The organism is Martinezella lusitana, assembly GCF_014207095.1.
Lineage (GTDB): Bacteria > Pseudomonadota > Alphaproteobacteria > Rhizobiales > Rhizobiaceae > Rhizobium > Rhizobium lusitanum_B.
The window spans coordinates 325,822-347,969 of the sequence record NZ_JACHBG010000001.1 but is presented as its reverse complement, the minus strand read 5'-3'; the positions used below and the strand labels follow the sequence as shown (position 1 = coordinate 347,969).

The following is a 22,148-nucleotide window of genomic DNA, read 5'->3' as shown; positions in this document are numbered from 1 at the left end:
GGGTGCCGGCCCTTTCAGCTACGCCTCTATCAGCTCTTCACGGTTTTTTTGAGCAGTCCACCGCAGCAATTGTGAAGTTATCCGAATTCTGAACCGTCTCTCTAAGGACTGTACAGCCGGTTGCTGCTTCCATCGCTCTCACATTGCCGGCGTAGATATTTGGGTCGATAATCAACAGCGATGCGCCGGTTGGGTGATTCAAGGCCGCTTGCCAAGAGTTTTTGCTCGAAAGCGGCCTGACCGAATATTCGACACCATCGATTTTTACAACTTTTGATCCTGGAAAGTAACTTGAGACGCCTTGGCAACCAGCTAACCCAATAAGTGCAACAACTGCGAAAAGCCGCTTCATATTACCCTGTCCCCCCAGATAGCTCCGACACCGACTACAATGTGCAAGCAGAAGCTGCAAGCGCTCTTCGGTTAAAGGCGCTATATAAATTTGCTGTAAGAGCGAGTCTGCAAGGAGCGGCATCTTCAGCCGCTTGCACCTCGGCAAACCCTCATAGCGCCAAGCCAAAAATGGTGCGCGATGGTCGCAAAATGGCATCAGATCGACGGGGCCTCGAGCGGCAAGAGAGTTTGAAGCTGAAAATAGGCCGGTGTCGGCGGGTGCCGATACAGGCCGATCCAACTTCTATTCGGTAAGCCCGTATAGAACTCGTTCCGCCCGACGGGCTTGCAGCACGGCAGCGAAGAAGCGATCCTGTTCCGGATCATCGGCAAGTGCGTTGAGCATGAAGCCAGCTTCATGCCGGGTTGCCTGCCTCCCCATATAGCCGCCGCGCTCAATCCAGAAGCTCGGATAGTCCTGACCGGGCCGACAGGAATTTGCCGAACTGATCGCATACAGATATTGCCTGCCATAGCCCTGCATTAGAGCCGGTATAGTGAATGTTTCATTCTTGTCCCGTCCATGCCCGTCAGAGCATGCGCAATGAAAGATCAACTCGACGCGCCCCTCATAGTCCCGCCAGAGTTCATTGAAACCCCAGTCGCGGCAAATCAGGAAGCCACAGGCGACGCCGTCGATATCCACGACAAGCTGGTGGTGACCCAGTTCGAAAGCGCGCAAGTCGTTGGTCGAGCAGCAGCGCTTGTCATAGCGGCCGACGAGATTACCCTCGCGATCCACGACATAGATCGAATTAAATTTCTTGTCGGTGGCTTCGTCACGATGAACCGAGCCGGTCACGACCCAGACACGATAGGTCCGCGCCGCTGATCGGACGGCCTCCAGCGCCGCATGAAGGGCGCCCCAATCGAAGCCGGTCCATTCGGGCCAATTGGCCGAACCATAACCGGACAATGCACATTCTGGGAAATGCACGACATCTGCACTGGCCTTTGCCGCTGCCTCGATGAGCGACCGCATCCTGGCGACATTTTCTGCAATATCGTGGCCAACAGGAATTTGCGCTGTCGCCACCCGCAGCCGGTCCGGCGCGCCAACGGCTGATGGCCGCTTATGCCAGGTATAGGCACCATCCCATTTCGCCATGCCAATACCTCTCGGCGCCCGACTCGCGCTGCTCAGAGCTTAGCAGAGTCCGAGATGGCAATGGACGGCACTGGCTGGCGCTGCGCTAACATTTGTATCCGACTTTAATGCTCAGCCCGCTACCCATGAAGGGGCGGTCCGCCGCGCCGCCTTGACCATGCCCGACGCTCCATCGTTCCGGCCAGACAGTATGCTCCAGACCCGTTGCGGAAGCCCCACAGAATGAACTCCATCCGTGATCGGCCCGCATCCTATAGAGCATACCACCCGGCCCCATGCCGGCATGCAGAGCAATGTCGATGTCGATGTCGAGCGCCTTTCCAGGTGAGAGATCCGGTCCGAACCAATGGTGCGGACTGCGGCCGGGATCGCGGCCAAGGACCAAGGTCAGTGTCTGACGCGGGCCGCGCAGCCCGAGCCATAGCTTGGCGGTGCTATGAGAATCGAAAACGGAGAACAAGGTCTGCGCCGGCGCATATGACCCATCCGCCATATGCCCGGTGATCTTGAGCTGAACGATACAATCGGCACCCTTCAAGCCACCGAAGCCGACATCATGCAATCCGGGCGATAGCTCCCGCGAAGTTCCGACTGGCTTGAAAGGCCATTGCAACCGTTCACGGACCAAGCCGTCCGCGTCCAGCACCTGATAGCGCAATCCTTCCGCATCCAGTGCCGCCTGAACGCAATGAAGATATTCCACCCCTTCCGGCATCCTGTGCGCCGTTCCGGCGCCTGCCGTACAAAGCTGTAGAACGCCGCGATGAACCTGAACGTCGAAGGCGAGCATATGGCTACAAACATAAGCCAGGACATCCGCTTCCACGAGAATATCCCAGAAAGGCGTTGTATATTCGTGGCCGATCTCACGCTGATAAGTGCCGGAGTAACCGTTGACCGGGAAAACGGGATGATGGCCGAGAACGATTTTATGTCTCGCGTCGGCATGCGCCCTCAATGTCGCCTCCAGCCACTCGGTTTCGACATGGCCCTCACCACCCAAACCAGTCCACAACGTATGGACGAAGACCAACAGCAGGTCGCCGCGCCGAACCCAATAGGATAGCCCCTCCTGCCCCAGCGGCCCATTTTCCGGCAGGCGGAGCACCTCGCGGAAAATCCTTTCGCTCATTTCGTCGTAGGTCGTGTGGTTGCTTGTCGTGTGCCAGAGCGGCGTCTGATCGCGATCAAGCCAAGCCATCTCATGGTCGAGCCAATGCCGCCATTGTGCACGCAGCTCGTCCGGATCGGGCGTGAGGCCGATGACCTCGTCGCCGGGAAATAGAATAAATTCAGGCGGCGGATCAAGCCGCCGCAACACTGCGTTGACAGCGGCGAAGGTTCTTTCATGCAACGCGCCCGGAACGCCCGAACAGGAATCACCGTAAAGAACGAACTGGTGACCTGGGCCGGCGGGCACAAGCGAGCGGATGAGGCCGACAGACATCAACGTTCTCCTTAAAAAGGACGACCCTCGCCCCTAGAGGAGCGAAGGTCGGAGAATTGAAGCAATCAAAACCAGTACTGCGAACCGGACCCGCCAATTCGCGAGGTAAGGTTTGCCGAGCCAGCCCCTCGCGAAACGAGAAGGCCCTTGCTTGGCGTCAGATGAACTGGCTGAGGCCTGGAACGGAATTCACCACCTGGTCCACGACATCGTTGCCGGCATATTGCCGGGCGGTCGCAACCGTTTCCTTGGCGAGCGAGGTGATATCGCCCATGCCGAGGCCGGTGCTCATCAGCTGCTGGCCGAGGCCCATGATCCCACCGCCGGCGCCAACCGCGCTCAAGAGACCGCCGAGAAGACCGCCGCCACCCGAGGCGTCACCGCCGTACTGGGCGACCAGATCAGTTGCGCCGGGGAAGGATTCGATCATCTTGGTAACGGGGCCTTCCGGAGCTTCGCGCTGCAGGAAGCCGAGGATCATGCCGACGGCCTTCTCCGCGAGGTCCGGAGCGATGCCGGCTTTGGTCGCGATCTGATCAATAACTTCGTTCACTGTGGCCTCCTGCCTTTACGACGTTAACGTCAACGTAACTCAATGAAGCAGCCGACACAAGCCGCGCCGGGCACCGTCATTCTACCAGAAGCGGAACCGTGACGCGAATGGTTGTCCCCCTTCATTCGAGTTCTTATAACAGTGTCAGGACAAATCAATGAATGGCCCTTGCAGCCCCAAAAGGGTTGCTGTGCCGCCGCCCTGGAACCGGATGATTTTGGATCGAATCGATCCAAAATCATCCGGTTCCGGAATCAAATAGGTAGAACATGATGTCGTCCGAAAACCGGTGACACTTTTCGGCATCATGCTCTAAGGGAGACGACACCATGCCGCAGCAGGATGGACAGATTTTCGTCGGCGCGAGCCGCAATCCGGATGAAAGCATCAACAAGGACGAGTTCCTGACGCTGAAATTCGGCAACCGCCACGGCCTCGTCACCGGCGCCACCGGCACCGGCAAGACGGTGACTCTCCAGGTATTGGCGGAAGGCTTTTCCAAGGCCGGCGTGCCTGTCTTTTGCGCTGATATCAAGGGCGATCTCTCCGGCATTGCCGTCAAAGGCGAAGCCAAGGATTTCCTGCTGAAGCGTGCCGAGGAAATTGGCCTTTCGCCTTATGAATTCGATCAGTTTCCGGTCATCTTCTGGGATCTCTATGGCGAGAAGGGCCACCGCGTTCGCGCGACCATCGCCGAGATGGGACCGCTTTTGCTGGCACGATTGATGGATGCTTCCGAAGCGCAGGAAGGCGTGCTCAACATCGCCTTCAAAATTGCCGACGAAAATGGCCTGGCGCTGCTGGATCTCAAGGACCTGCAGGCGCTGCTGAACTATATGGGCGACAATGCCAGCGAGCTTTCCAGCAAATATGGCCTGATCTCGAAATCCTCAGTCGGCTCGATCCAGCGTGCAATGCTCGTGCTGGAACAGCAGGGTGCGGAAAACTTCTTCGGCGAACCCGCCCTGAAGATCTCCGACATCATGCGGGTCAGCAACGACGGATACGGCCAGGTTTCCGTGCTTGCGGCCGACAAGCTGATGATGAACCCGCGGCTCTATGCGACCTTTCTGCTGTGGCTGCTGTCGGAACTGTTCGAGGAACTGCCCGAGGTGGGCGATCCGGAAAAGCCGAGACTGGTCTTCTTCTTCGATGAAGCGCACCTGCTCTTCAACGATGCGCCGAAAGTGCTGATCGAGCGCGTCGAGCAAGTGGTGCGCCTGATCCGCTCCAAGGGCGTCGGCGTCTATTTCGTCACCCAAAACCCGCTCGATGTGCCCGAAACCGTGCTGGCCCAGCTTGGCAATCGCGTCCAGCATGCCCTGCGCGCCTATACGCCGCGCGAGCAGAAAGCCGTGCAGACGGCAGCCTCCACTTTCCGGCCCAATCCCGCCTTCGATTGCGCCGAAGTCATCACGACGCTCGGCACCGGCGAAGCACTGGTGTCGATGCTGGAGGGCAAGGGTGCGCCATCGATCGTCGAGCGCACACTGATCCGGCCGCCTGCCGGCCGCATCGGCCCGCTTAACGATACGGAGCGTCAGGCCGTCATGCATGCCAGCCCGGTGGCAGGCATCTACGACCAAACGATCGATCGAGAATCCGCCTATGAGATCCTGACCGAGCGCGCCCGCAAGGCTTCCGAGCAGCAGAGCGGCAACGCAGGCGATGGCTGGACGCTACCCGGCTTTGGCGGAGACAGCAATAAACCGGCCGGCCGTGGTCGCTCGGGCTACCAGCGGGAGACGATCATGGAAGCTGCACTGAAAAGCGTGGCGCGCACGGTCGCCACGCAGGTAGGCCGCGCCATCGTGCGAGGCATCCTCGGCAGTTTCAAGAGGTAAGTCGACACCTCCCCCTTGACGGGGAAGATCACGACCAAGCCGCGGGCGGGGTGACATGCCGCAAACCTGGAGACCACCCCACCCCGGCCCTACGGGCCGACCCTCCCCCTCAAGGGGAGGGTGGAGATCAGCGCACCGGCGCGACGAGCGAGAAGAACGCTCCCTGCGGGTCGGTCGCCTGGACGATCCAGCTGCCGCCGGGGACTTCCATGGGACCATTGACGATCGTGCCGCCGCCTTCGGTGATGCGCGCGATTGCCGCGTCGATCGCCGGAACGTTGATGTAGAAATTCCAGGCGGCCATCGGCATTTCTGCCGGCTTGGTCATGATGCCGCCGAAGTCGCGATCGCCGATCTTGAAGATCTTGTACTTGCCCATCGGGCCCATATCGAAATCGGAGCTCAGTTCCCACCCGAACATCTCGCTATAGAAATCGAAAGCCTTCGGACCGTCGCCGGAATAAAGTTCGTGCCAGCCGAAATATCCCGGTGTCGCAGGGGCTGCGGGCTCCCAATCCTGACCCGGTAGCGGCGTAAACAGGCAGAAGGCCGCGCCATAGGGATCGGAGACAACGGAAAACCTACCCACGCCCGGAATATCCGTCGGCTCGCGATAGGTCTTGCCGCCCTTGCCAACGACCGTCTTGGTGGCTTCGTCGACATCGGGAACGCCGATATAACCGGTCCAGCAAGGCGGCGTGCCCATGGCTTTCGCCTCTTGTGGCAGGATCATCAATCCAGCGACGGGGCCGGCGCCGGCGCTGAAGAGCGTGTAGTCCATTCCGACATCAGGCATTCCGGCGTCAGCGGCATCCCAGCCGACAACCTTGCTATAGAAGACCTCCGCCGCCTTCATGTCCGTTGTCATCAACTCGTACCAGACGAAATATCCCTTCTCAGCCATCGAAGCTCTCTCCCTATTATGATTGTTGCAGTATCGGTCTCATCCTGAGCCGGCTCTCAGCGCAACTCATCATCGCCGATAAACGTGACGGCGAAACGATGATCCATCGGCCGGTTCGTCAGTCTTCGGCAGACGCGCATCAGCTACAACTAGGCAGAACGGGCAATGCATCAACCCCGCCCTGCTGCAACTTGCGCCAGGCCGCGCCATTATACATCAATGGCAGCAGGAATGCGCCTTGGCAGCATCCTCATATTCGTCATGGCGGCGCACGAAATTCATTGTGCTGCTCTCGTTGCGACCCTTCGGCGCCCGGTCGAGGATCATCAGCGTACCGATCAGTTCCTCGGGGCCACGCGCATAGCTCGAATAGGTATGGAAGATATTGCCGGATTCGTCCTTGTAGAAAGAACTGAGACCCGGAAGCTCATCATACCCCTCGGCCGCATCCATCGGCGTGAAGTTGTAGAAGACCGTCTCGCCGGCAAGCTGCTCCTTCGAGAAAGAAACGTGATAGTCGAAGTTGAAATCGTTCGAGAAGGACGACACCCAGGGGAAGCCCCAGCCCATGCGCTTCTTGTAGGCGCCCACCTTCTCCAGCGGCGCACGCGAGACGGCGACCAGCGTCACGTCATGATGGTTGAGATGGGGAAGCGCCCCGTCGAAATGATCGGCAAGGAAGGAGCAGCCGGTGCAGCCGGCATCCCAATCGGGACCGAGCATGAAATGATAGACGATCAGCTGGCTGCGGCCATCGAAGAGATCGGCGAGCGTCTTCCTGCCAGCCGGCGTGTCGAAAATATAATCTTTGTCGACCTTTACCCAAGGCAAAGCCAGGCGCTCCGCATTGACGCGATCGCGCAGATGGGTTGCTTCTTTCTCTCTGGCGAGCAGTTGACGGCGGGCTTCGAGCCACACGTCCCTGGAAACGACCTGGTTCATTGTCCGCGCCCTCCTCCGGCGTTTTCATTCCCAAATCTTGACAAATACATTGATATCAATGTTAATAAACCATGTCAAACGCAGTCGAAATCCCCTTTGAAACCACACTGTTAGTGCGTGACACCTGCCTCTGCCTGCATGTGCAGCGCGCAGCCCGCGCGCTAGCCCGGCGCTTTGATGAAGCGCTGAGACCGTTCGGACTGACCAACGGCCAATTTTCCCTTATGATGTCGTTGAACAGGCCTGCGCCGGCATCCATGGGATCAGTCACGGCACTTCTGGCGATTGACCAGACGACGTTGACGGCCGCGCTGAAGCCGCTGGAGCGGCGCGGATGGGTCAGCATCGCGCCCAATCCGAACGATCGGCGCGCGCGCCTCCTTAGCCTGACACCGTCAGGCAAGGCAGCGCTTGCTGCCGCGGTTCCGGTCTGGAAGGTGACGCATGCCGCCCTTGAGGAACGGCTGCCGGATGGTAATGGCGACCAGCTGCGCCGAGATCTCGCTACTCTGCTCTGAACTCGGTCGACAGCCTGGGATCACCCTCGAAATCCTGCCGTTCGAAGCCGATACGGCGCCGGGGAAATTCGCACAGCGCCTGCACGCCGGCGCGCGACAGTCGAATGCGCCAGGTCTGACGCTCCACCGGCTCCCGAGCCGAAAAAGCCTTGGCAGTCAGCAATGCGATGTTCCTGCCCCCTTTGGGGTCTCGGACAGAACGATAGAGGATCGCCTCGATGCCGCCCGACCGCGCCGCTTCTGCGAGCGACTGGCATGCCTCATAGTTTACCGGATTGGTCCATTGCTGACGATCGCGATCCAAAGGAGGCGCGGTGAGATCGATCACCGCCTTCGTGGCGATCGCCGCGGCGAAAGCGGTATATTCGGCCGCGTTGGCAGGCAGCGGCGTGTCAGGAGAGTCGCGGAAGAACAGCAGTCTGTAGAAACTCATCTCCGCCAAAGCGGTCTCCACCTGCTCCGAGGCGTAGAAAACGCCGAGCGTGCGACCTGCCCGACGAAAACGCGACCCATGGGGGTAGATGGCGCCATAACGAAAGGGTGTGGCGAGCAGATAGTCGAGCCCGACGCATTCCGGCGGCAGGACCGGCTTGCTTTCCTCCAGCAGATTTTCGAGAAGCGCCTGCTCTTCCAGCGTATCGACAAGTTTCAGCGTCGAGACCTGATGCTGCGATTCCACCAGCCGCCAATAACGGCCGGAAATGGCCCTCGCCTCAGATGAGAGCGCGGCGGGCGTCCAGATAGGCAAGGACATCGGTCAAACCAGAAATCGAGGTAATCCTGTCGATGGGAGCGGCAGCAAAGGCGATATTGCCGTTGCGCAGCCACTGTCGCGCCACTGTCTCGTCACCACCAACAATCGCATCCAGCGAGCGAAAGAGACGAACGAAAAGCACACCAAGCTCGAACGGCTTGCTGTCGCGCTCCAGAAGATGATCCTGCCGCTTCATGCGCGATACTGTCGCCTCCGAAACCCCGATGACCGCCGCCAGTATGCGCGCGTTCAAGCCAAGCCGTTCGGCCGCATTGACCACCGCCTTGGTGATGACGAGCGCCTCGCCGGGCTTTGCTTGATTTATTGCTTGAGCTTTTGCCATAGCCGCATCCTTTCCTAAGAAAAGATATAGCAACTTTCTTGCAAAAGAAAAGGAGCGGCAGGCTATGCCTCCGCTCCCGATCGGTTTTATTTCGCCTTATCAGGCGTCATATACGGTCAACTTAGGCAACCGTGAACGGCACTTCGGTCGAGGTGCGCATGGCGTGGCTGTAGGGGCATACGATGTGTGCGGCAGCGGCCAGCTTTTCAGCTTCGGCCTTGTCCATGCCGGGAATGTGAACAGCCAGGGAAACTTCGATACCGAAGCCGGTACCGTCTGCACGCGGACCGATGCCGACCGTCGCGGTGACTTTCGCATCTTCTGGAATCTTGACCTTCTGCTGGCCTGCGACAAATTTCAGGGCACCCAGGAAGCAGGCAGAGTAGCCGGCGGCAAAAAGCTGCTCGGGATTGGTGCCGGTGGCGCCATCGCCGCCTAGTTCCTTCGGCACGGTCAGCGTGACATCAAGGACGCCATTTTCGGAAACTGCATGGCCGGCGCGGCCACCGGTGGCGGAAGCTTTGGTCGTGTAGAGAATAGGCATGTCATGTCTCCCTTCGGTTTGGATGATTTTTATATACAGCACGATTTAATCGCGCGCAATATGTATTTTTTGCAATTTGATTTTGCACGGTGAATTTGTGACAATGGCGCAAACAAGAAAATGGCGGAGCGGCGATGATAGACAGTGCGAATGGGCAGATTGTGATACCCGATGAGGAAAAGCGCCTCGAACGGCAGCTTTGCTTTGCCGTTTACAGCGCCGCGCATGCCTTCAACCGTGCCTACAAGCCAATTCTCGATCGCGTCGGCCTCACCTATCCACAATATCTTGTCATGCTCGTGCTTTGGGAAAAGGGCAGCCTTCCCGTGAAGGTCATCGGCGAAAAGCTCGATCTCGATTCCGGCACGCTTTCACCTCTGCTGAAGCGGTTGGAACAAGCAGGGCTGATCGATCGCGCGCGCGACACAAGGGATGAGCGGCAGGTAATCGTTTCGCTGACGGAGGAAGGCGCTGGCATGAACTGCCAGGTCGAAACGATCATGGGCGCCATCGGCCAGGCCACCGGTTGCAATTTATCCGAGATCGGCGATCTTCGCGACCGACTGCGGCAGCTAAAGGCCAATCTTGCAGCAGAGTGAGTCGTCCGCATTTCGGACGAAAGGCCACTGCACGGCCTTCTTGAAAGCATTCCGTACACGGCATACCGAAAAAGCGGGTAAAATAGCGAAGGGCGCCTCATTCGGGCGCCCTTTCTGTATTTCGGTAGGGCGATCTTACGTCGTTACGAGGATCGGCGCGCGTTCCGGCACCCGATCGTAGAGATCGATGACATCCTGGTTCAGCAAGCGGACGCAGCCGGACGAAACGGCTTTGCCAATGGAGCGCCAATCCGGATTGCCGTGCAGGCGATAGAGCGAATCCTGCTTGTCTTCGAAAATATAGAGCGCGCGTGCGCCGAGCGGATTCTTCAGCCCCGGATCCATGCCGCCATTGGCGATGGAGAACTTGACTAGTTCCGGCTGGCGGGCAACCATCTCATCCGGCGGGTTCCAGCGCGGCCACTTCTTGCGCCACTGAATGATGCCACGGCCCTGCCAGGCAAAGCCTTCGCGACCGACGCCGATACCGTAACGCATGGCAGTACCGCCCTGCTCGGTAACGTAGAGCATGCGCTGCGTGGTGTTGACAATAACCGTGCCCGGTGCCTCGCCGGTCGGATCGACCACGCGCTGCCGGTAAAAACGTTGATCGATCTGCTGATAAGGAACAGCCGGCACATGGAAGCCGCCGTCATCCAGCGCGGCATAGATCACGGCAGGATCCGGCTGCTCGCCATCATAGCTGGAGAACCAGCTACGGAACGGTTTGGGCGACCCGGTATATTGCACGGGGCTGACGATGGGCCCGCTGTTGACGGTGGAGGCACAGCCGGCGAGCGTAGAAGCGGCGCCGATGCCAACGAGGGTGAGGAAATTACGTCGGGATAGCGAAGAAGGAAGGCTCATGTCGACAGCATAGTTCCTGTTGAGACGGAAGCGAGAACCCGCGATGCATAAGCTGATTCGGCTTCCCGAGAGGTTTGCAGAGACAAAGGCAAAACTAAAGAGCGCAGGAACGCCCCGCTATCGCACTTATGCAACATCACGAAAATTTGTGGTAAAATAGCCTACAAAACCACGATTTCTGCCCGGGCCGATACCCGGTTGTAGAGATCTATCACGTCCTGGTTGAGCATTCGCACGCATCCGGACGAAGCGGCACGGCCGATCGACTGCCAATCCGGCGTGCCGTGAACGCGATAAAGCGTATCCTTGCCATTCTGAAAGATGTAGAGCGCCCGCGCGCCGAGCGGATTGGTCGGCCCCGGATTCATACCACCGCGCGCAGCCGACAGCGGCTTCATTTGCGGCTCACGAGCAACCATCTCGGCCGGCGGCGTCCAGCGCGGCCATTTCTGCTTCCATTGGATCAGACCCCTGCCGTGCCAGGCATAGCCGGCCGCACCAAGGCCCACGCCATAGCGCATGGCCTTGCCGCTCGGTTCGATCAGATAGAGAAAATGATCCCTGGTATCGACGACAATCGTGCCGGGCCGCTCATTGGTCTTGTAGTCCACTTCCTGACGCAGGAAACGCGGATCGATGCGCTTGTAGGGAATGGCCGGCAGCGTGAAGTCGTCTTCGCTCTTTTGCGCATACATGGCCTGATGCACAGGATTGAAGGTCGGCAGGCCGTAGGTCTGATGGAACTGGGTGCGGAAGAGATCGCGCGATTGCGGTACTGGCTGCACTGGCAGGCGATGCACCTTCTGCGGATCGATACCCTCGGGACGATAGAAGATCGGCGCCGTTTCCTGCACGAACCGATCTGGATCGGTTGCGCCGGTATCGGGAATGATGCTGCAAGCTGACAATGTCATCAAAGCGGCAGCAGCAAGCAGGCGACGGGAAACGGGCAGCAGATCGACCATCATCGGAAACCAGTTGAAACACATATCGGATCACCGACATGATGAACGGTCCGGCTGGAGCGAGGCTGGCGTCGATGGCGAAGGCATTGCGCGGATTGGCCAAACGCCTGGTTTTCGACGCAGAGCCAGGCCGCCGCGATGCGAAGATGGCGCGGATAAATCAATCCCCCGAGATTTGGGCGTGATGTCTCCGTCGCATCGCTTTGCCACACTGGCGCCTGCCGGCAGAGCCGCGGGCCAGTCCGCCAGGCTAGGTCGCTACGTTTTCGAAGAACCGGATGCTTTGTTCGATCTCGCCCGGCAAGGCCGAATTGTGGCTGCCCGGGACGGTTGCCATGTCCATTTTCACGCCGCCGGCCGTCGCGCGCTTGGCCAGCAGGGCAAGCCGCGAATCGAAATGGGCCTCTTCCGTGCCGCGAAACAGCTTCATCGGGCATCGGAAACTATGCGCGTAACAGAGCGGCGAGCGCATCTGGAATTCGCGTGGGTTCTTGGTGTTGAAACGGATATCCTGCGGATAACGGCTGAAGAAGGCATAGGCGTCCGGATTGCCCGATATTGGTGCGGCCGCGCGGAAACGCTTGGTCGACATGGCAGTCAGCATGGCGAGCGTGCCGCCGATGCTGTGCCCGGCCAGAAACAGGCGATGCGGATCGATGCCGGGCAGATGCCGAAGCCGGTTGGAAGCCGCCAGCACATCGGCGACCTCGTCGTAGAAGCCCGAGAAGTTGCCCTTCTGCCCGTTCTCGCCGCGCATCGAAGGGATCATGACCACATAGCCCGCTTCGACATAGGGCTTCATCAGCTGCCAGTGCCCTTGGCCGATGGCATTGCCGCCGTGCAAAAAAACCACCGCCGGCTTCAAGGTGCGCTCGCGCGTATATTTGGAAACCCAGGCAACCAGCTCCAGCTCGCCGCCGGCGCCGCTACGGTAGAAGAGCTTGTCGGCCGTGGGCGGCGTCACAAGCGGCTCGTAGATATCAGGCGCCGGTCCCTTGTTCACCAGGTCAGTGCGGAACACGCGACGTTCCTTGCTGTAATTGCCCGAAAGCAGCGGCGGCGCGTCCTCGGCTTTTTCCTCCGCGACTGCACTCTTGCTATCGGCGGGCTTGCCGCCGGTCGTGCTGTCGTCGGCGGCTCTCATGACGTTCGGCGCAAAAAGCACGACGGCCAGGCCGGCAAGAATGCCGCGACGATTGGGACGAAATGTGGTGTCGTCAGACGTGGTCATAGGCTCTGTCCAAATATGCCGGCGCGGTTCGAATCTGCACAGGTTGAAAGGCAAGGCCAACTCACATTGTGGTGAGGATTCGCCCTGGTTCATTCATCAACAACGGGAGCCTTCGCGTCAATTAGCGCAATCAAACTTTCCAGCCGATCCGCCTCGTAAGGAGGCTTGTCGAGACGCAGCCGGGCAATGCGAGGAAAACGCATCGCGACACCGGATTTATGACGCGTGGAACGGTTGATACCTTCGAAGGCGACTTCGAGAACAAAGCCGAAATCGCGATCGGCGCGAACAGCCCTCACCGGGCCGAAACGATCGACCGTATTGTCGCGCACGAATTTGTCGAGCACCTCCAGCTCGGCATCGGTGAAACCGAAATAGGCCTTGCCGACGGGCACCAGCTGCTCTCCCTCCGGCGTCATCGCCCAAACGCCGAAGGTGAAATCGGAATAGTAGCTGGATCGCTTGCCGTGGCCGCGCTGGGCATACATCAGCACGGCATCGACATTGTAGGGATCACGCTTCCACTTGAACCAAGGCCCCTTGGCCCGGCCGGCAAGATAGGCGCTATCCTTGCGCTTGATCATGACGCCTTCGATCACCGGATCGGGCGGCGAAGAGCGCAGCCGATCGAGTTCTTCCCATGAGGAAAAGTCGACCAGCGGCGACAGGTCGAAACGGTCGTGAGGCGCTGCCTCGACAATCTCCGCCAGCCGCTCGCGCCGATCGAGAAAACCGCGGGCGCGGACATCTTCCGCCCCATCGAAAAGAAGATCGTAGGCGCGAATGAAGGCCGGAAACTCGTCCAGCATCTTAGAGGTGACGGTCTTGCGGTTGAGGCGCTGCTGCAGGTCGGAAAATGTGCGTGTCGGGCTGTTGGAACGTACGGTGCCGCCGACCAGCAGCTCGCCATCCATGACGCCTTCGAAGCTCATCGCGTCGACAATGTCCGGGAAAGCGGCGGAAATATCGTCGCCCGAGCGGGAGTAGAGCTTGCTCGTCGCCCCGGAGCGCGAAAGCTGGACGCGAATACCGTCCCACTTCCATTCGGCGGCGAAATCTTTCGGCTCGAGCCCGTCGAGATCACCGGGTTCGACCGGGTTGGCGAGCATGACGGAATGGAAGATCGCCGGCGTCGCGAGTATAGGCCGCTCGCCCTTCCCTTCAAGCCAATGGAAGAGGCTTTCATAGGGCGGCTGCAGGCCATGCCACAGCGTTTCGATTTCGGCGACATCCTTGCCGCTGAGTTCGGCCAGCGCCTGCTTGGCAAGCCGGGCTGAGACGCCGATGCGCAATGCGCCCGTTGCAAGCTTCAGGAAGGCGAAGCGGCCCGAGGTATCCAGCCGATCCAGCAGGTCGCGGACGAAGCTGCGCACCTCGGTTCGCCCGAGCGCGTTCATGCGGCGTACGACCTCGCCAAGCTTCGGCTGTTCGCCCGGGAGACGCTCGATGTCGCTCTTCTTGTCCCAAACCAACGAGATCGTTTCGGCGAGATCGCCGACATAGTCGTAGGAATAGCGGAACAGCACCTCGTCCATACGCTCGAGCACGAGTTCGCGCAGCATGGCTGGCTTGACGTTGCGCACCTCCAGCGTGCCGGCGATGGCGGCCAGGCCATAGCCACGATCGGGATCGGGCGTATCGCGGAAATAATCGGTCAGCAGCTTCAGCTTGCCGTTGCGGCTCGGCGTCAGCACCAGGCGGTCGAGAAGGTCGGCAAAGGCTTTCATCAATCGCCCTCGTCTTCATAGCCGATGAGATGCAGCGGCTTGGCCGTGATACCCTGCAGCTCGCACCAGCGCACCAGCGCCTCTTCGCGGCCATGGGTGACCCAGACCTCGCCTGGCTTCAGGTCGGAGATCGTCTCCGTCAGCTCCGGCCAGTCGCAATGGTCCGATATGACCAGCGGCAGCTCGACGCCGAGCTGCTTGGCACGCTGGCGCACCATCATCCAGCCGGAGGCAAAGGCTGGGAGCGGATCGTGAAAGCGTCTTGCCCAGCGATCCTGGAACGTTGAGGGCGGGCCGACGACGACGGCGCGGTGGAAGATCGACTGATCGCGGCTTTCGATGGTGGCTGGCTTGAGCTCGCCGAGCGCGATACCCTGGCTGACATAATAGTCGCACAGGGTTTCCAGCGCGCCATGAATGTAGATCGGCTTGTCATAGCCGGCATCGCGTAACAACCGAATGACCCGCTGCGCCTTGCCGAGCGCATAGGCGCCGACCAGATGGGTTCTTTCCGGGAACTGCCGAAGCGAGGCCAGCAGCTTGCGGGTTTCGGCCATGGGATCGGGATGGTGGAAGACCGGCAGCCCGAAGGTTGCTTCGGTGATGAAGACATCGCAGGGAACCGGCACGTAGGCCGCACAAGTCGGGTCCGGCCGGCGCTTGTAGTCGCCCGAGACGACGATGCGCAGGCCATCCTTCTCCACCGCGATCTGCGCCGAGCCTAGTACATGGCCCGCCGGATGGAAACTGACCTTCACCCCGTTGATCGTTATCTCCTCGCCGAAGGCAACCGGCTGCTCCGACCCGGCAAAATTATCACCGTAGCGGATGCGCATAATATCGAGCGTTTGGCGCGTGGCGAGCACATGGGCGTGGCCGGAGCGGGCGTGGTCGGAATGGCCATGCGTGACGAGCGCCCGCTCGACCGGCCGCACCGGATCGATGTAGAAGCCGCCGATCGGGCAGAACAGCCCTTCGGGCGCGGGATAAAGCAGTTGGTCAGGTCTCATGACTCAAGAGGATAGCGCTATTCGCGCGTTTAGGTAGCGATGGCGGAGGTTTTTTAATGGCAGCGGCGCTCCGGCTGCCGGTCCGGCAGATCGAAAACGAGCACATCCTCGCTATAGGGTTTTGCTTTCGCCACGACGACACCGTTCGGATCGACGATTGCGCTGCTGCCATAGCTCACCCAGCCGTCGGCATTGCTGCCGACCACATCCGATGCCATCACCCAGCACCCCGTATGCCTGGCGCACATCTGCAGGCTCGATATGCCCGGCCTGTGCCACCTCTCCGCCTTGTGGGGCCTGAGCATCAGATTAATAGGATTGCAGATGAGACCGGCTCCCTTCTGAGCCAGCCGACGCGCCGTATAGGGATACCTCAGATCAGCGCAGATGTTGATGCCGAAGCGCCAATATCCCTCTTCCCATACGGGAAAATCTGTTCCGGGCGAGCAGCCGCTTTCGAGCGGATGGGCCTTGGCATAGACTCCAACGATCCGCCCTCCCTTGGCGACCAGCGAGCTATTGTAGAGCGCCTCGCCCCGCCTCTCGAAAAGGCCGACGATCGCCGTCGTCCTGCCCGAGGCGAAGCGGCTGACAAGAGCGTTCAGCCTGGCATCATCGAGAGAGAGTGCGCGGCTCCGCGCGATGGTCTCATCGTAGCTATGCCCCTGCAGGTAGCATTCGGGAAAAAGCGCGAGATCAATCCCCTGCGTTTCAGCCCAAGCCAGATCTCGCGTCAGGATCTCGGCCGCCTGCTCGACGGCATCGAAAACTGCCAGGCGTTGGAAGGTCGCGATCCGCATGCGGCAGAGCTAGCATGAGTGGTGAGTCGCCCCTAGCACCAACCATGCCCGGATTGGTTAAGGAAAGCTCAAGGCTGGCCCGCATCCACCGAGGCCAACATATGCAAGTAATGGCCAGAGGACGAAAACGTGCCAAAACGGTACGGATTTGCTTGGCACGATTTCTGCTTGGCCGATGTCGTTTCGGGAGCCTGCAATGATTCATCGCCGCGCCTTCATCACCTCTCTGGCCACTTCGGCGGCAGCCGGCCTGTTCGCGCCCGGCATATTGGCTGCGCCACTTACGAGGACCAATGGTGCCGAGCTCCGCGGATCGATCGATGCCATCGCCTATAAGACGACGCCTGGCGCCAGCGACTTCAAGAGCGGCAAGCTGCAGGCGATGATCGACAATGCCGCGCGCAACAACATGCCTTTGATGCTACCGCCCGGCAACTACACCGTGTCCAACCTGACACTGCCGGACAATACGCGGATTATCGGCGTACCCGGCGCCACACGATTGATCTATGGCGGCGACGGCTATCTGATGAATGCCGACAAGGCCAAACGCATCGAGCTTTCCGGCCTTGTGCTCGATGGTGGCAATCGCTGGCTGGCCGACTATGCCGGAGCCCTTCTGCAGTTCACAGGCGTCGGCGATGTGCGGATCGACAATTGCGAGATTGCCGGCAGCCGCAAGCATGCGCTGCAACTGGAGCGCTGCGGCGGCCGGATTGAGCGCAGTAGGATCTCCGGAGCCGCCGAAGCCGGTATCTATTCCGTCCAATCCACTGGATTGCAGGTGACAGGCAACAGCGTCGAGGATTGCGGCAATGGCGGCATCCTCATCCATCGCTGGGGCAAGGGCGAAGACGGCAGCAGCGTCACCGACAACCGCATAGCCCACATCCGCGCCAATAACGGCGGCACGGGTCAGAACGGCAACGGCATCAATGTCTTCCGTGCCGACGGCGTGCAGGTCTCCGCCAACCGCATCAGCGATTGCGCCTTCTCGGCGATCCGCGCCAATTCGGGATCGAATGTGCAGATCTCCGGCAATCAGTGCCTGCGTTCCGGTGAGACGGCGATCTTTTGCGAATTCGAATTCGAAGGTGCCGTCATCAACAACAACCTGATCGATGGCGCCGCAAACGGCATTGCCGTCACCAACTTCGACAATGGCGGCCGGCTCGCAAGCGTCACCGGCAATGTCATCCGCAACCTGTCGGCCACAGCTCCCTATACCCAGGACATCGGGCTCGGCATCGGCATATCAGCCGAGGCCGATACGCTGATTTCAGACAATGTCATCGAAAATGCGCCGCTCTGCGGATTGAGGCTCGGCTGGGGACCCTACCTCCGCAATGTCAGCGCGACAGGCAATATCGTGCGCCATGCCGGCATCGGCTGCGTCGTGTCGGTGGTAGATGGCGCCGGCTCGGCCGTCATCTCGAACAATATTTTCCAGGAAACGGAGAAGGCCGCGATCATGGGCTTTCGCTGGGACAAGGCAGCCTCCGGCGATCTTTCCGCCGGAAGCTCGCAATTTCCGCAATTGACCGTGGCGAACAACAGAGTGGTTTAAGCCTGCCGCCAGTTCGGCTGCCGCTTGTCGAAAAAGGCGGTAATGCCCTCTCTCGCCTCCTCGGTTTCCCAGGCATCGGCCAGCTGCTCGACGACGTCATCGATCATACCGTCGGTGATCGGCCGGCCGACCGAGCGGGCCAGCGCCTTGGCGCGTGCCGCGGCCTGCGGAGATGCGGACAGAAAATGGCGGATTTCGGCCTCGACGGCCTCGTCCAGCGCTTCCTCGGCGACGACCCGGGACAACAGGCCAGTGGCGTGTGCCTGCCATGCGTCGATGATCTTGCCGGAAAGGAAGAGCGGGCGGGCATTCGCTTCGCCGATACGGGCGACCACATAGGGGCTGATCGTGGCAGGGATGATGCCGAGGCGCACCTCCGTCAAGCCGAAGCGGGCCGTTGATGCGGCGATGACCATATCGCAGACGCTGAGGACGCCGATACCGCCGCCGAACGCATTGCCCTGAACACGGGCGATCAATGGCTTGGGCAGCTCGTTCAGTGCCTTGAACAGCATGGCGAGCCGGCGCGCCTCGACCATGCGGCCCGCGCGCGTTGCATCGAACTGCGCCCGCATCCAGCCGAGATCTCCGCCCGCACAGAAGCTTGCTCCCTCGCCCGTGAGCACGACGACACGGACCGTCTTGTCATTGCCGAGATCGCGGACTGCCGAGGTCAGGGCATCGATCATCTCGGCCGAGAGCGCATTGTGCTTGTCCGGCCGTGTCAACGTGAGGCGGGCAACGCCGCGCTCATCGGTGGCGATATGGATCGTTTGCGACGTCATGAAGTGCTCCTGAGACTGCGGGCAAAGGCGGCGGCGCGGGCGAGCTTTTCCTCGTCGAGGCCAGTCTCGTAGCCATGCGCCATCAAATAATCGTGGACCGCGACGGTATCGACATTGCCCTTCGCGCCGGGGGCGAAAGGGCAACCGCCGAGACCGCCTGCGGCGGCATCGAACACGCGCAGGCCGCGCTCGAGAGCAACGGCGATATTGTCGAGCGCCCGACCGGATGTGTCGTGAAAATGTCCAGCGAGAGTCGTAACCGGAAGTTCATCCAGAACCGCGGCAAGCATGCGATCCACGGCTTCCGGCGTCCCCCTGCCGATCGTGTCGCCGAGGCTGATCTCATAGCAACCGAGCGCCCGCAATTGCCAGGCGACATCGGCGACACTCTTCGGCAGCACGGCCCCTTCATAAGGACATTCGACAACGCAGCTGACATAGCCGCGCAACGGAACGCCGCGATCGCGGCTTGCGGCAGCCACCGGCCGGAAGCGCTCGATGCTTTCGGCGATCGAACAATTGATGTTGCGCTGCGAGAATGTTTCGGAGGCCGATGCAAAGATCGCCACCTCATCGGCACCGGCCGCAAGCGCTGCCTCGAAACCCTGCATATTGGGAGCCAGCGCCGCGTAACGCACGCCCGGCCGGCGCTCTATTCCGGCCATGACAGCGGCGGCATCGGCAAGCTGCGGCACCCATTTCGGGCTGACGAAGCTGGTGACTTCGATACGGTCGAAACCACTATCGGAAAGCAGATTGACCAGCTCGATCTTGCGCGCGGTATCGATCGGCTGCTTTTCGTTCTGCAGACCGTCGCGCGGCGCCATCTCGACGACGGTGACATGGTTCGAATGCTCCTGCATCATGTCGCATCCTCCGGACGAAGCGACAGCAAGACGGCGCTCTCGCTTGTCTGATCCCCTTCACCAACATTCAGGCTCTCAACGATACCGTCGCGCATCGCCGTCAGTGTCAGCTCCATTTTCATGGCCTCCATGACGATCAGCGCCTGTCCCTTCGCCACCACATCTCCCTCGCGGACGCGGACGATCTTGACGAGGCCGGGCATCGGCGCGATCAACCGATCACCTCCGGCAGCCGCCTCCTCGCCGCCGTCAAGCGGATCGTGACGATGGAAATGATGCGTTTGCCCATCCATGAACAAGGTCGTGCCGTTCGACGCCTCGAACACGGTGACATTTGACTGGCGGCCATCGATCTCGATACGGCGAGCCTCACGGTCCCCCGCCAAAAGCCGGAGCGGAATGCTACGATCCTCAAGCGCGACGCTGAAAAGTGCCCTTCCTTTTGCGGTCACGCGGCAATGGGTCTGCCCGCGGTCATAGTGCAATGTAACGGGACGGTTCGCTTCGCCCCAAAGCTGCCAAGGGCCGAGCGAAAGCCAGGGATCGCCACCAGTCGCGCCAGCAAAGCCGCCTGCTTCGGCAACCGCGGCGACAGCCAGAGCACCATCGTCGGGCTGCCGCGCCGAGGTCAGCGCCTCCACATCGCGGTCGATCAGCCCGGTGTCAGGATGACCGGCGGCAAAATCCGGCTGGCGGCTGAGGCGGATGAGGAAATCGAGATTGGTGGTAGTTCCGGCAACTTGCGTTTGCTCCAACCCGCGCGTGAGTTTTGCAAGAGCGGATTGACGATCCGACGCATGGACAGTCAATTTTGCAATCAGCGGATCGTAGTGCGGGGTGATGGTATCGCCCTCGCGCACCCCGGCATCGATGCGGACATCGCCTTCGGGAAACCGTAAGTGCGCGAGCGTGCCGGTCGCCGGCAGGAAGCCGCGCGAAGGGTCTTCCGCATAGACGCGGGCTTCGAAGGCCCAGCCGTTTATGGCGAGCTCATCTTGAGACTTCGGCAGCGGCTCGCCGCTCGCAACACGCAACTGCCACTCCACCAGATCCACGCCGGCGATCGCTTCGGTGACGGGATGCTCGACTTGAAGGCGGGTATTCATCTCCATGAAGAAGAAGCGATCCGGCGACAGACCGTCAGAGACATCGGCGATGAATTCGACCGTGCCGGCGCCGCGATAGTCGATGGCGCCGGCGGCGCGAACGGCCGCTTCGCCCATGGCGCTGCGCATCTCCTCGGTCATGCCCGGAGCAGGCGCTTCCTCGATCACCTTCTGGTGCCGGCGCTGCAGCGAACAATCGCGCTCGAAAAGATGCACGGCATTGCCATAGCTGTCACCGAAGACCTGGATCTCGATGTGACGCGGCTTGATCAGATATTTCTCGATCAGTACGGCATCGTCGCCGAAAGCGGATTTCGCCTCGCGCTTGGCCGCTTCCAGCGAGGCGGCGAAATCCTCCCTCCGGTCGACCCGGCGCATGCCCTTGCCGCCGCCGCCGGCCCGCGCCTTGATGAGCACGGGAAAGCCGATGCCATCAGCCTGTTCGGCAAGGAAGCCGGGCTCCTGCGCATCGCCGTGATAGCCGGGAACGATTGGTACTCCCGCTCGCTCCATCAGCGCCTTGGCGGCATCCTTGAGCCCCATCGCGCGGATCGAGGCCGGCGACGGGCCGACGAAGACGAGGCCCGCGGCCTCGACGGCTTCGGCAAAGTCCGCGTTTTCCGAGAGAAAGCCGTAGCCGGGATGGATGGCTTCCGCACCCGTGCGCTGAGCCGCCGCAATGATCTTTTGTTTCGAAAGATAGCTCTCGCTCGCCACGGCCGGGCCGATGTTAACGGCCTCGTCGGCCAGTGTCACATGTAAGGCATCCCGATCGGCGTCGGAATAGACAGCGACCGTGCGGATACCCAGGCGCCTTGCGGTGTAGATGACCCGGCAGGCGATTTCGCCGCGATTGGCGATCAGTATCTTCGAGAACATCGGCAGACCCTATTGCGCGGCAATGACTTCGACTTCGAGCAACCAGGCCGTGTCGAAAATACCGGCGATCACGACAGTCATGGCCGGCGTGAGCGGGCCTAGATATTCGGCGCGGATCTCACGGTTTTCCATCGTGTGGTGCCGGTCGGCAAGAAAGGTGGTGACCTTGACGATATCATCCTTGGTCATGCCGGCCGCCTTGAGTTGGGCATCGACATTCAGCCAGGCTTGGCGAGCCTGCGCCTTGAACCCGTCAGGCAGCGTATCGTCCGACGTCATCGGGATCTGCCCGCTGACAAACAGCAATCGCTCGAAATTTTCGAGCTTTACGGCCTGCGCATAGCCGCCGCGTGGCTGCGGCGCATTCTTTGCATTGATGGTATCGCGTTTCATTTC

The 22,148-nt window shown here is 60.5% G+C and carries 23 protein-coding genes; 4 read left to right on the top strand and 19 right to left on the bottom strand.

The features are described 5' to 3' along the window. Positions 1-37: 37 nt before the first annotated feature. The 4 genes from GGD46_RS01700 to GGD46_RS01685 all read right to left on the bottom strand — a co-directional run bounded on the left by GGD46_RS01700 (position 38) and on the right by GGD46_RS01685 (position 3,501). Entirely contained in the window at positions 38-352 is a 315-nt protein-coding gene (locus GGD46_RS01700) for a hypothetical protein (protein WP_210325423.1), read from the bottom strand. Between the two features lie 285 nt (positions 353-637). Beyond that, positions 638-1,501 carry a carbon-nitrogen hydrolase family protein gene (locus GGD46_RS01695; protein ID WP_184701203.1) on the bottom strand — a complete coding sequence of 288 codons (864 nt, stop codon included), beginning with the start codon at positions 1,499-1,501 and terminating at the stop codon, positions 638-640. 85 nt (positions 1,502-1,586) lie between these two features. Then, a complete protein-coding gene (locus GGD46_RS01690) occupies positions 1,587-2,948 on the bottom strand; it encodes a metallophosphoesterase family protein (protein WP_184701201.1) in 1,362 nt (453 codons plus the stop codon). A gap of 157 nt (positions 2,949-3,105) precedes the next feature. Next, a complete protein-coding gene (locus tag GGD46_RS01685; protein WP_184701199.1) occupies positions 3,106-3,501 on the bottom strand; it encodes a hypothetical protein in 396 nt (131 codons plus the stop codon). Positions 3,502-3,830: 329 nt separating this feature from the next. Between GGD46_RS01685 and GGD46_RS01680 the strand changes: the two genes are divergently transcribed. Then, positions 3,831-5,345 (top strand): helicase HerA-like C-terminal domain-containing protein, encoded by a 1,515-nt coding sequence (locus tag GGD46_RS01680; RefSeq protein ID WP_184701197.1) that lies wholly within the window; start codon positions 3,831-3,833, stop codon positions 5,343-5,345. Between the two features lie 127 nt (positions 5,346-5,472). Here the strand turns inward: GGD46_RS01680 and GGD46_RS01675 are convergent, their stop codons facing one another. Then, positions 5,473-6,249 (bottom strand): VOC family protein, encoded by a 777-nt coding sequence (locus tag GGD46_RS01675; RefSeq protein WP_184701195.1) that lies wholly within the window; start codon positions 6,247-6,249, stop codon positions 5,473-5,475. A gap of 216 nt (positions 6,250-6,465) precedes the next feature. Next, on the bottom strand, positions 6,466-7,191 hold the full coding sequence (locus GGD46_RS01670; protein ID WP_184701193.1) for a thioredoxin family protein: 726 nt from the start codon (positions 7,189-7,191) through the stop codon (positions 6,466-6,468). Between the two features lie 71 nt (positions 7,192-7,262). On the opposite strand from GGD46_RS01670, the gene GGD46_RS01665 reads away from it, so the two are divergent. Further along, positions 7,263-7,709, top strand: coding sequence for a MarR family winged helix-turn-helix transcriptional regulator (locus GGD46_RS01665; RefSeq protein WP_184701191.1), 447 nt, complete (start codon positions 7,263-7,265; stop codon positions 7,707-7,709). Here GGD46_RS01665 and GGD46_RS01660 read toward each other — a convergent pair. From GGD46_RS01660 to GGD46_RS01650, 3 genes are all read right to left on the bottom strand, one after another. Then, positions 7,696-8,463 carry an RES family NAD+ phosphorylase gene (locus GGD46_RS01660; protein WP_184701189.1) on the bottom strand — a complete coding sequence of 256 codons (768 nt, stop codon included), beginning with the start codon at positions 8,461-8,463 and terminating at the stop codon, positions 7,696-7,698. The genes GGD46_RS01665 and GGD46_RS01660 overlap by 14 nt on opposite strands. Continuing rightward, the gene (locus GGD46_RS01655; protein WP_184701187.1) at positions 8,423-8,806 is read right to left on the bottom strand and encodes an MbcA/ParS/Xre antitoxin family protein; all 384 of its coding nucleotides are present in this window, start codon (positions 8,804-8,806) and stop codon (positions 8,423-8,425) included. The genes GGD46_RS01660 and GGD46_RS01655 overlap by 41 nt, the downstream gene beginning before the upstream one ends. A 121-nt stretch (positions 8,807-8,927) precedes the next feature. After that, positions 8,928-9,350 carry an organic hydroperoxide resistance protein gene (locus GGD46_RS01650; RefSeq protein ID WP_184701185.1) on the bottom strand — a complete coding sequence of 141 codons (423 nt, stop codon included), beginning with the start codon at positions 9,348-9,350 and terminating at the stop codon, positions 8,928-8,930. 134 nt (positions 9,351-9,484) lie between these two features. Between GGD46_RS01650 and GGD46_RS01645 the strand changes: the two genes are divergently transcribed. Further along, entirely contained in the window at positions 9,485-9,949 is a 465-nt protein-coding gene (locus GGD46_RS01645; RefSeq protein WP_184701183.1) for a MarR family winged helix-turn-helix transcriptional regulator, read from the top strand. A gap of 135 nt (positions 9,950-10,084) precedes the next feature. On the opposite strand, the gene GGD46_RS01640 is transcribed toward GGD46_RS01645, so the two are convergent. The 6 genes from GGD46_RS01640 to GGD46_RS01615 form a co-directional block, all read right to left on the bottom strand. Beyond that, the gene (locus GGD46_RS01640) at positions 10,085-10,816 is read right to left on the bottom strand and encodes a L,D-transpeptidase (protein WP_184701181.1); all 732 of its coding nucleotides are present in this window, start codon (positions 10,814-10,816) and stop codon (positions 10,085-10,087) included. Positions 10,817-10,977: 161 nt separating this feature from the next. Next, on the bottom strand, positions 10,978-11,781 hold the full coding sequence (locus tag GGD46_RS01635) for a L,D-transpeptidase (RefSeq protein ID WP_184702203.1): 804 nt from the start codon (positions 11,779-11,781) through the stop codon (positions 10,978-10,980). A 250-nt stretch (positions 11,782-12,031) separates the two neighbouring features. Next, a complete protein-coding gene (locus GGD46_RS01630; protein WP_184701179.1) occupies positions 12,032-13,012 on the bottom strand; it encodes a S9 family peptidase in 981 nt (326 codons plus the stop codon). Between the two features lie 89 nt (positions 13,013-13,101). Continuing rightward, positions 13,102-14,739 carry a cisplatin damage response ATP-dependent DNA ligase gene (locus GGD46_RS01625; protein WP_184701177.1) on the bottom strand — a complete coding sequence of 546 codons (1,638 nt, stop codon included), beginning with the start codon at positions 14,737-14,739 and terminating at the stop codon, positions 13,102-13,104. Next, positions 14,739-15,749: a ligase-associated DNA damage response exonuclease gene (locus GGD46_RS01620; protein ID WP_184701175.1), complete on the bottom strand. Its 1,011-nt coding sequence runs from the start codon at positions 15,747-15,749 to the stop codon at positions 14,739-14,741. The genes GGD46_RS01625 and GGD46_RS01620 overlap by 1 nt, the downstream gene beginning before the upstream one ends. Positions 15,750-15,802: 53 nt before the next feature. Further along, positions 15,803-16,549: a carbon-nitrogen hydrolase family protein gene (locus GGD46_RS01615; protein WP_184701173.1), complete on the bottom strand. Its 747-nt coding sequence runs from the start codon at positions 16,547-16,549 to the stop codon at positions 15,803-15,805. 196 nt (positions 16,550-16,745) lie between these two features. On the opposite strand from GGD46_RS01615, the gene GGD46_RS01610 reads away from it, so the two are divergent. Beyond that, complete coding sequence (locus tag GGD46_RS01610; RefSeq protein ID WP_184701171.1) at positions 16,746-18,116, top strand: TIGR03808 family TAT-translocated repetitive protein; 1,371 nt, start codon at positions 16,746-16,748, stop codon at positions 18,114-18,116. Here the strand turns inward: GGD46_RS01610 and GGD46_RS01605 are convergent. From GGD46_RS01605 to GGD46_RS01590, 4 genes are read right to left on the bottom strand one after another with little or no spacing between them, the layout of a single operon-like run. Next, a complete protein-coding gene (locus tag GGD46_RS01605; RefSeq protein WP_184701169.1) occupies positions 18,113-18,901 on the bottom strand; it encodes a crotonase/enoyl-CoA hydratase family protein in 789 nt (262 codons plus the stop codon). The two genes, GGD46_RS01610 and GGD46_RS01605, sit on opposite strands and share 4 nt — an antisense overlap. Beyond that, entirely contained in the window at positions 18,898-19,767 is an 870-nt protein-coding gene (locus tag GGD46_RS01600; RefSeq protein WP_184701167.1) for a hydroxymethylglutaryl-CoA lyase, read from the bottom strand. Before GGD46_RS01600 ends, GGD46_RS01605 begins: the two co-directional genes overlap by 4 nt. Beyond that, the gene (locus GGD46_RS01595) at positions 19,764-21,752 is read right to left on the bottom strand and encodes an acetyl/propionyl/methylcrotonyl-CoA carboxylase subunit alpha (RefSeq protein ID WP_184701165.1); all 1,989 of its coding nucleotides are present in this window, start codon (positions 21,750-21,752) and stop codon (positions 19,764-19,766) included. Before GGD46_RS01595 ends, GGD46_RS01600 begins: the two co-directional genes overlap by 4 nt. A gap of 9 nt (positions 21,753-21,761) precedes the next feature. Further along, positions 21,762-22,145, bottom strand: coding sequence for a RidA family protein (locus GGD46_RS01590; RefSeq protein ID WP_184701162.1), 384 nt, complete (start codon positions 22,143-22,145; stop codon positions 21,762-21,764). Positions 22,146-22,148: the final 3 nt, after the last annotated feature.

Excerpts from the sequence above, each read along its gene's own strand:
- GGD46_RS01700 (WP_210325423.1), bottom strand. The coding sequence starts at position 352 with ATGAAGCGGCTTTTCGCAGTTGTTGCACTTATTGGGTTAGCTGGTTGC.
- GGD46_RS01695 (WP_184701203.1), bottom strand. The coding sequence starts at position 1,501 with ATGGCGAAATGGGATGGTGCCTATACCTGGCATAAGCGGCCATCAGCC.
- GGD46_RS01690 (WP_184701201.1), bottom strand. The coding sequence starts at position 2,948 with ATGTCTGTCGGCCTCATCCGCTCGCTTGTGCCCGCCGGCCCAGGTCAC.
- GGD46_RS01680 (WP_184701197.1), top strand. The coding sequence starts at position 3,831 with ATGCCGCAGCAGGATGGACAGATTTTCGTCGGCGCGAGCCGCAATCCG.
- GGD46_RS01675 (WP_184701195.1), bottom strand. The coding sequence starts at position 6,249 with ATGGCTGAGAAGGGATATTTCGTCTGGTACGAGTTGATGACAACGGAC.
- GGD46_RS01670 (WP_184701193.1), bottom strand. The coding sequence starts at position 7,191 with ATGAACCAGGTCGTTTCCAGGGACGTGTGGCTCGAAGCCCGCCGTCAA.
- GGD46_RS01665 (WP_184701191.1), top strand. The coding sequence starts at position 7,263 with ATGTCAAACGCAGTCGAAATCCCCTTTGAAACCACACTGTTAGTGCGT.
- GGD46_RS01660 (WP_184701189.1), bottom strand. The coding sequence starts at position 8,463 with ATGTCCTTGCCTATCTGGACGCCCGCCGCGCTCTCATCTGAGGCGAGG.
- GGD46_RS01655 (WP_184701187.1), bottom strand. The coding sequence starts at position 8,806 with ATGGCAAAAGCTCAAGCAATAAATCAAGCAAAGCCCGGCGAGGCGCTC.
- GGD46_RS01650 (WP_184701185.1), bottom strand. The coding sequence starts at position 9,350 with ATGCCTATTCTCTACACGACCAAAGCTTCCGCCACCGGTGGCCGCGCC.
- GGD46_RS01645 (WP_184701183.1), top strand. The coding sequence starts at position 9,485 with ATGATAGACAGTGCGAATGGGCAGATTGTGATACCCGATGAGGAAAAG.
- GGD46_RS01640 (WP_184701181.1), bottom strand. The coding sequence starts at position 10,816 with ATGAGCCTTCCTTCTTCGCTATCCCGACGTAATTTCCTCACCCTCGTT.
- GGD46_RS01635 (WP_184702203.1), bottom strand. The coding sequence starts at position 11,781 with ATGGTCGATCTGCTGCCCGTTTCCCGTCGCCTGCTTGCTGCTGCCGCT.
- GGD46_RS01630 (WP_184701179.1), bottom strand. The coding sequence starts at position 13,012 with ATGACCACGTCTGACGACACCACATTTCGTCCCAATCGTCGCGGCATT.
- GGD46_RS01625 (WP_184701177.1), bottom strand. The coding sequence starts at position 14,739 with ATGAAAGCCTTTGCCGACCTTCTCGACCGCCTGGTGCTGACGCCGAGC.
- GGD46_RS01620 (WP_184701175.1), bottom strand. The coding sequence starts at position 15,749 with ATGAGACCTGACCAACTGCTTTATCCCGCGCCCGAAGGGCTGTTCTGC.
- GGD46_RS01615 (WP_184701173.1), bottom strand. The coding sequence starts at position 16,549 with ATGCGGATCGCGACCTTCCAACGCCTGGCAGTTTTCGATGCCGTCGAG.
- GGD46_RS01610 (WP_184701171.1), top strand. The coding sequence starts at position 16,746 with ATGATTCATCGCCGCGCCTTCATCACCTCTCTGGCCACTTCGGCGGCA.
- GGD46_RS01605 (WP_184701169.1), bottom strand. The coding sequence starts at position 18,901 with ATGACGTCGCAAACGATCCATATCGCCACCGATGAGCGCGGCGTTGCC.
- GGD46_RS01600 (WP_184701167.1), bottom strand. The coding sequence starts at position 19,767 with ATGATGCAGGAGCATTCGAACCATGTCACCGTCGTCGAGATGGCGCCG.
- GGD46_RS01595 (WP_184701165.1), bottom strand. The coding sequence starts at position 21,752 with ATGTTCTCGAAGATACTGATCGCCAATCGCGGCGAAATCGCCTGCCGG.
- GGD46_RS01590 (WP_184701162.1), bottom strand. The coding sequence starts at position 22,145 with ATGAAACGCGATACCATCAATGCAAAGAATGCGCCGCAGCCACGCGGC.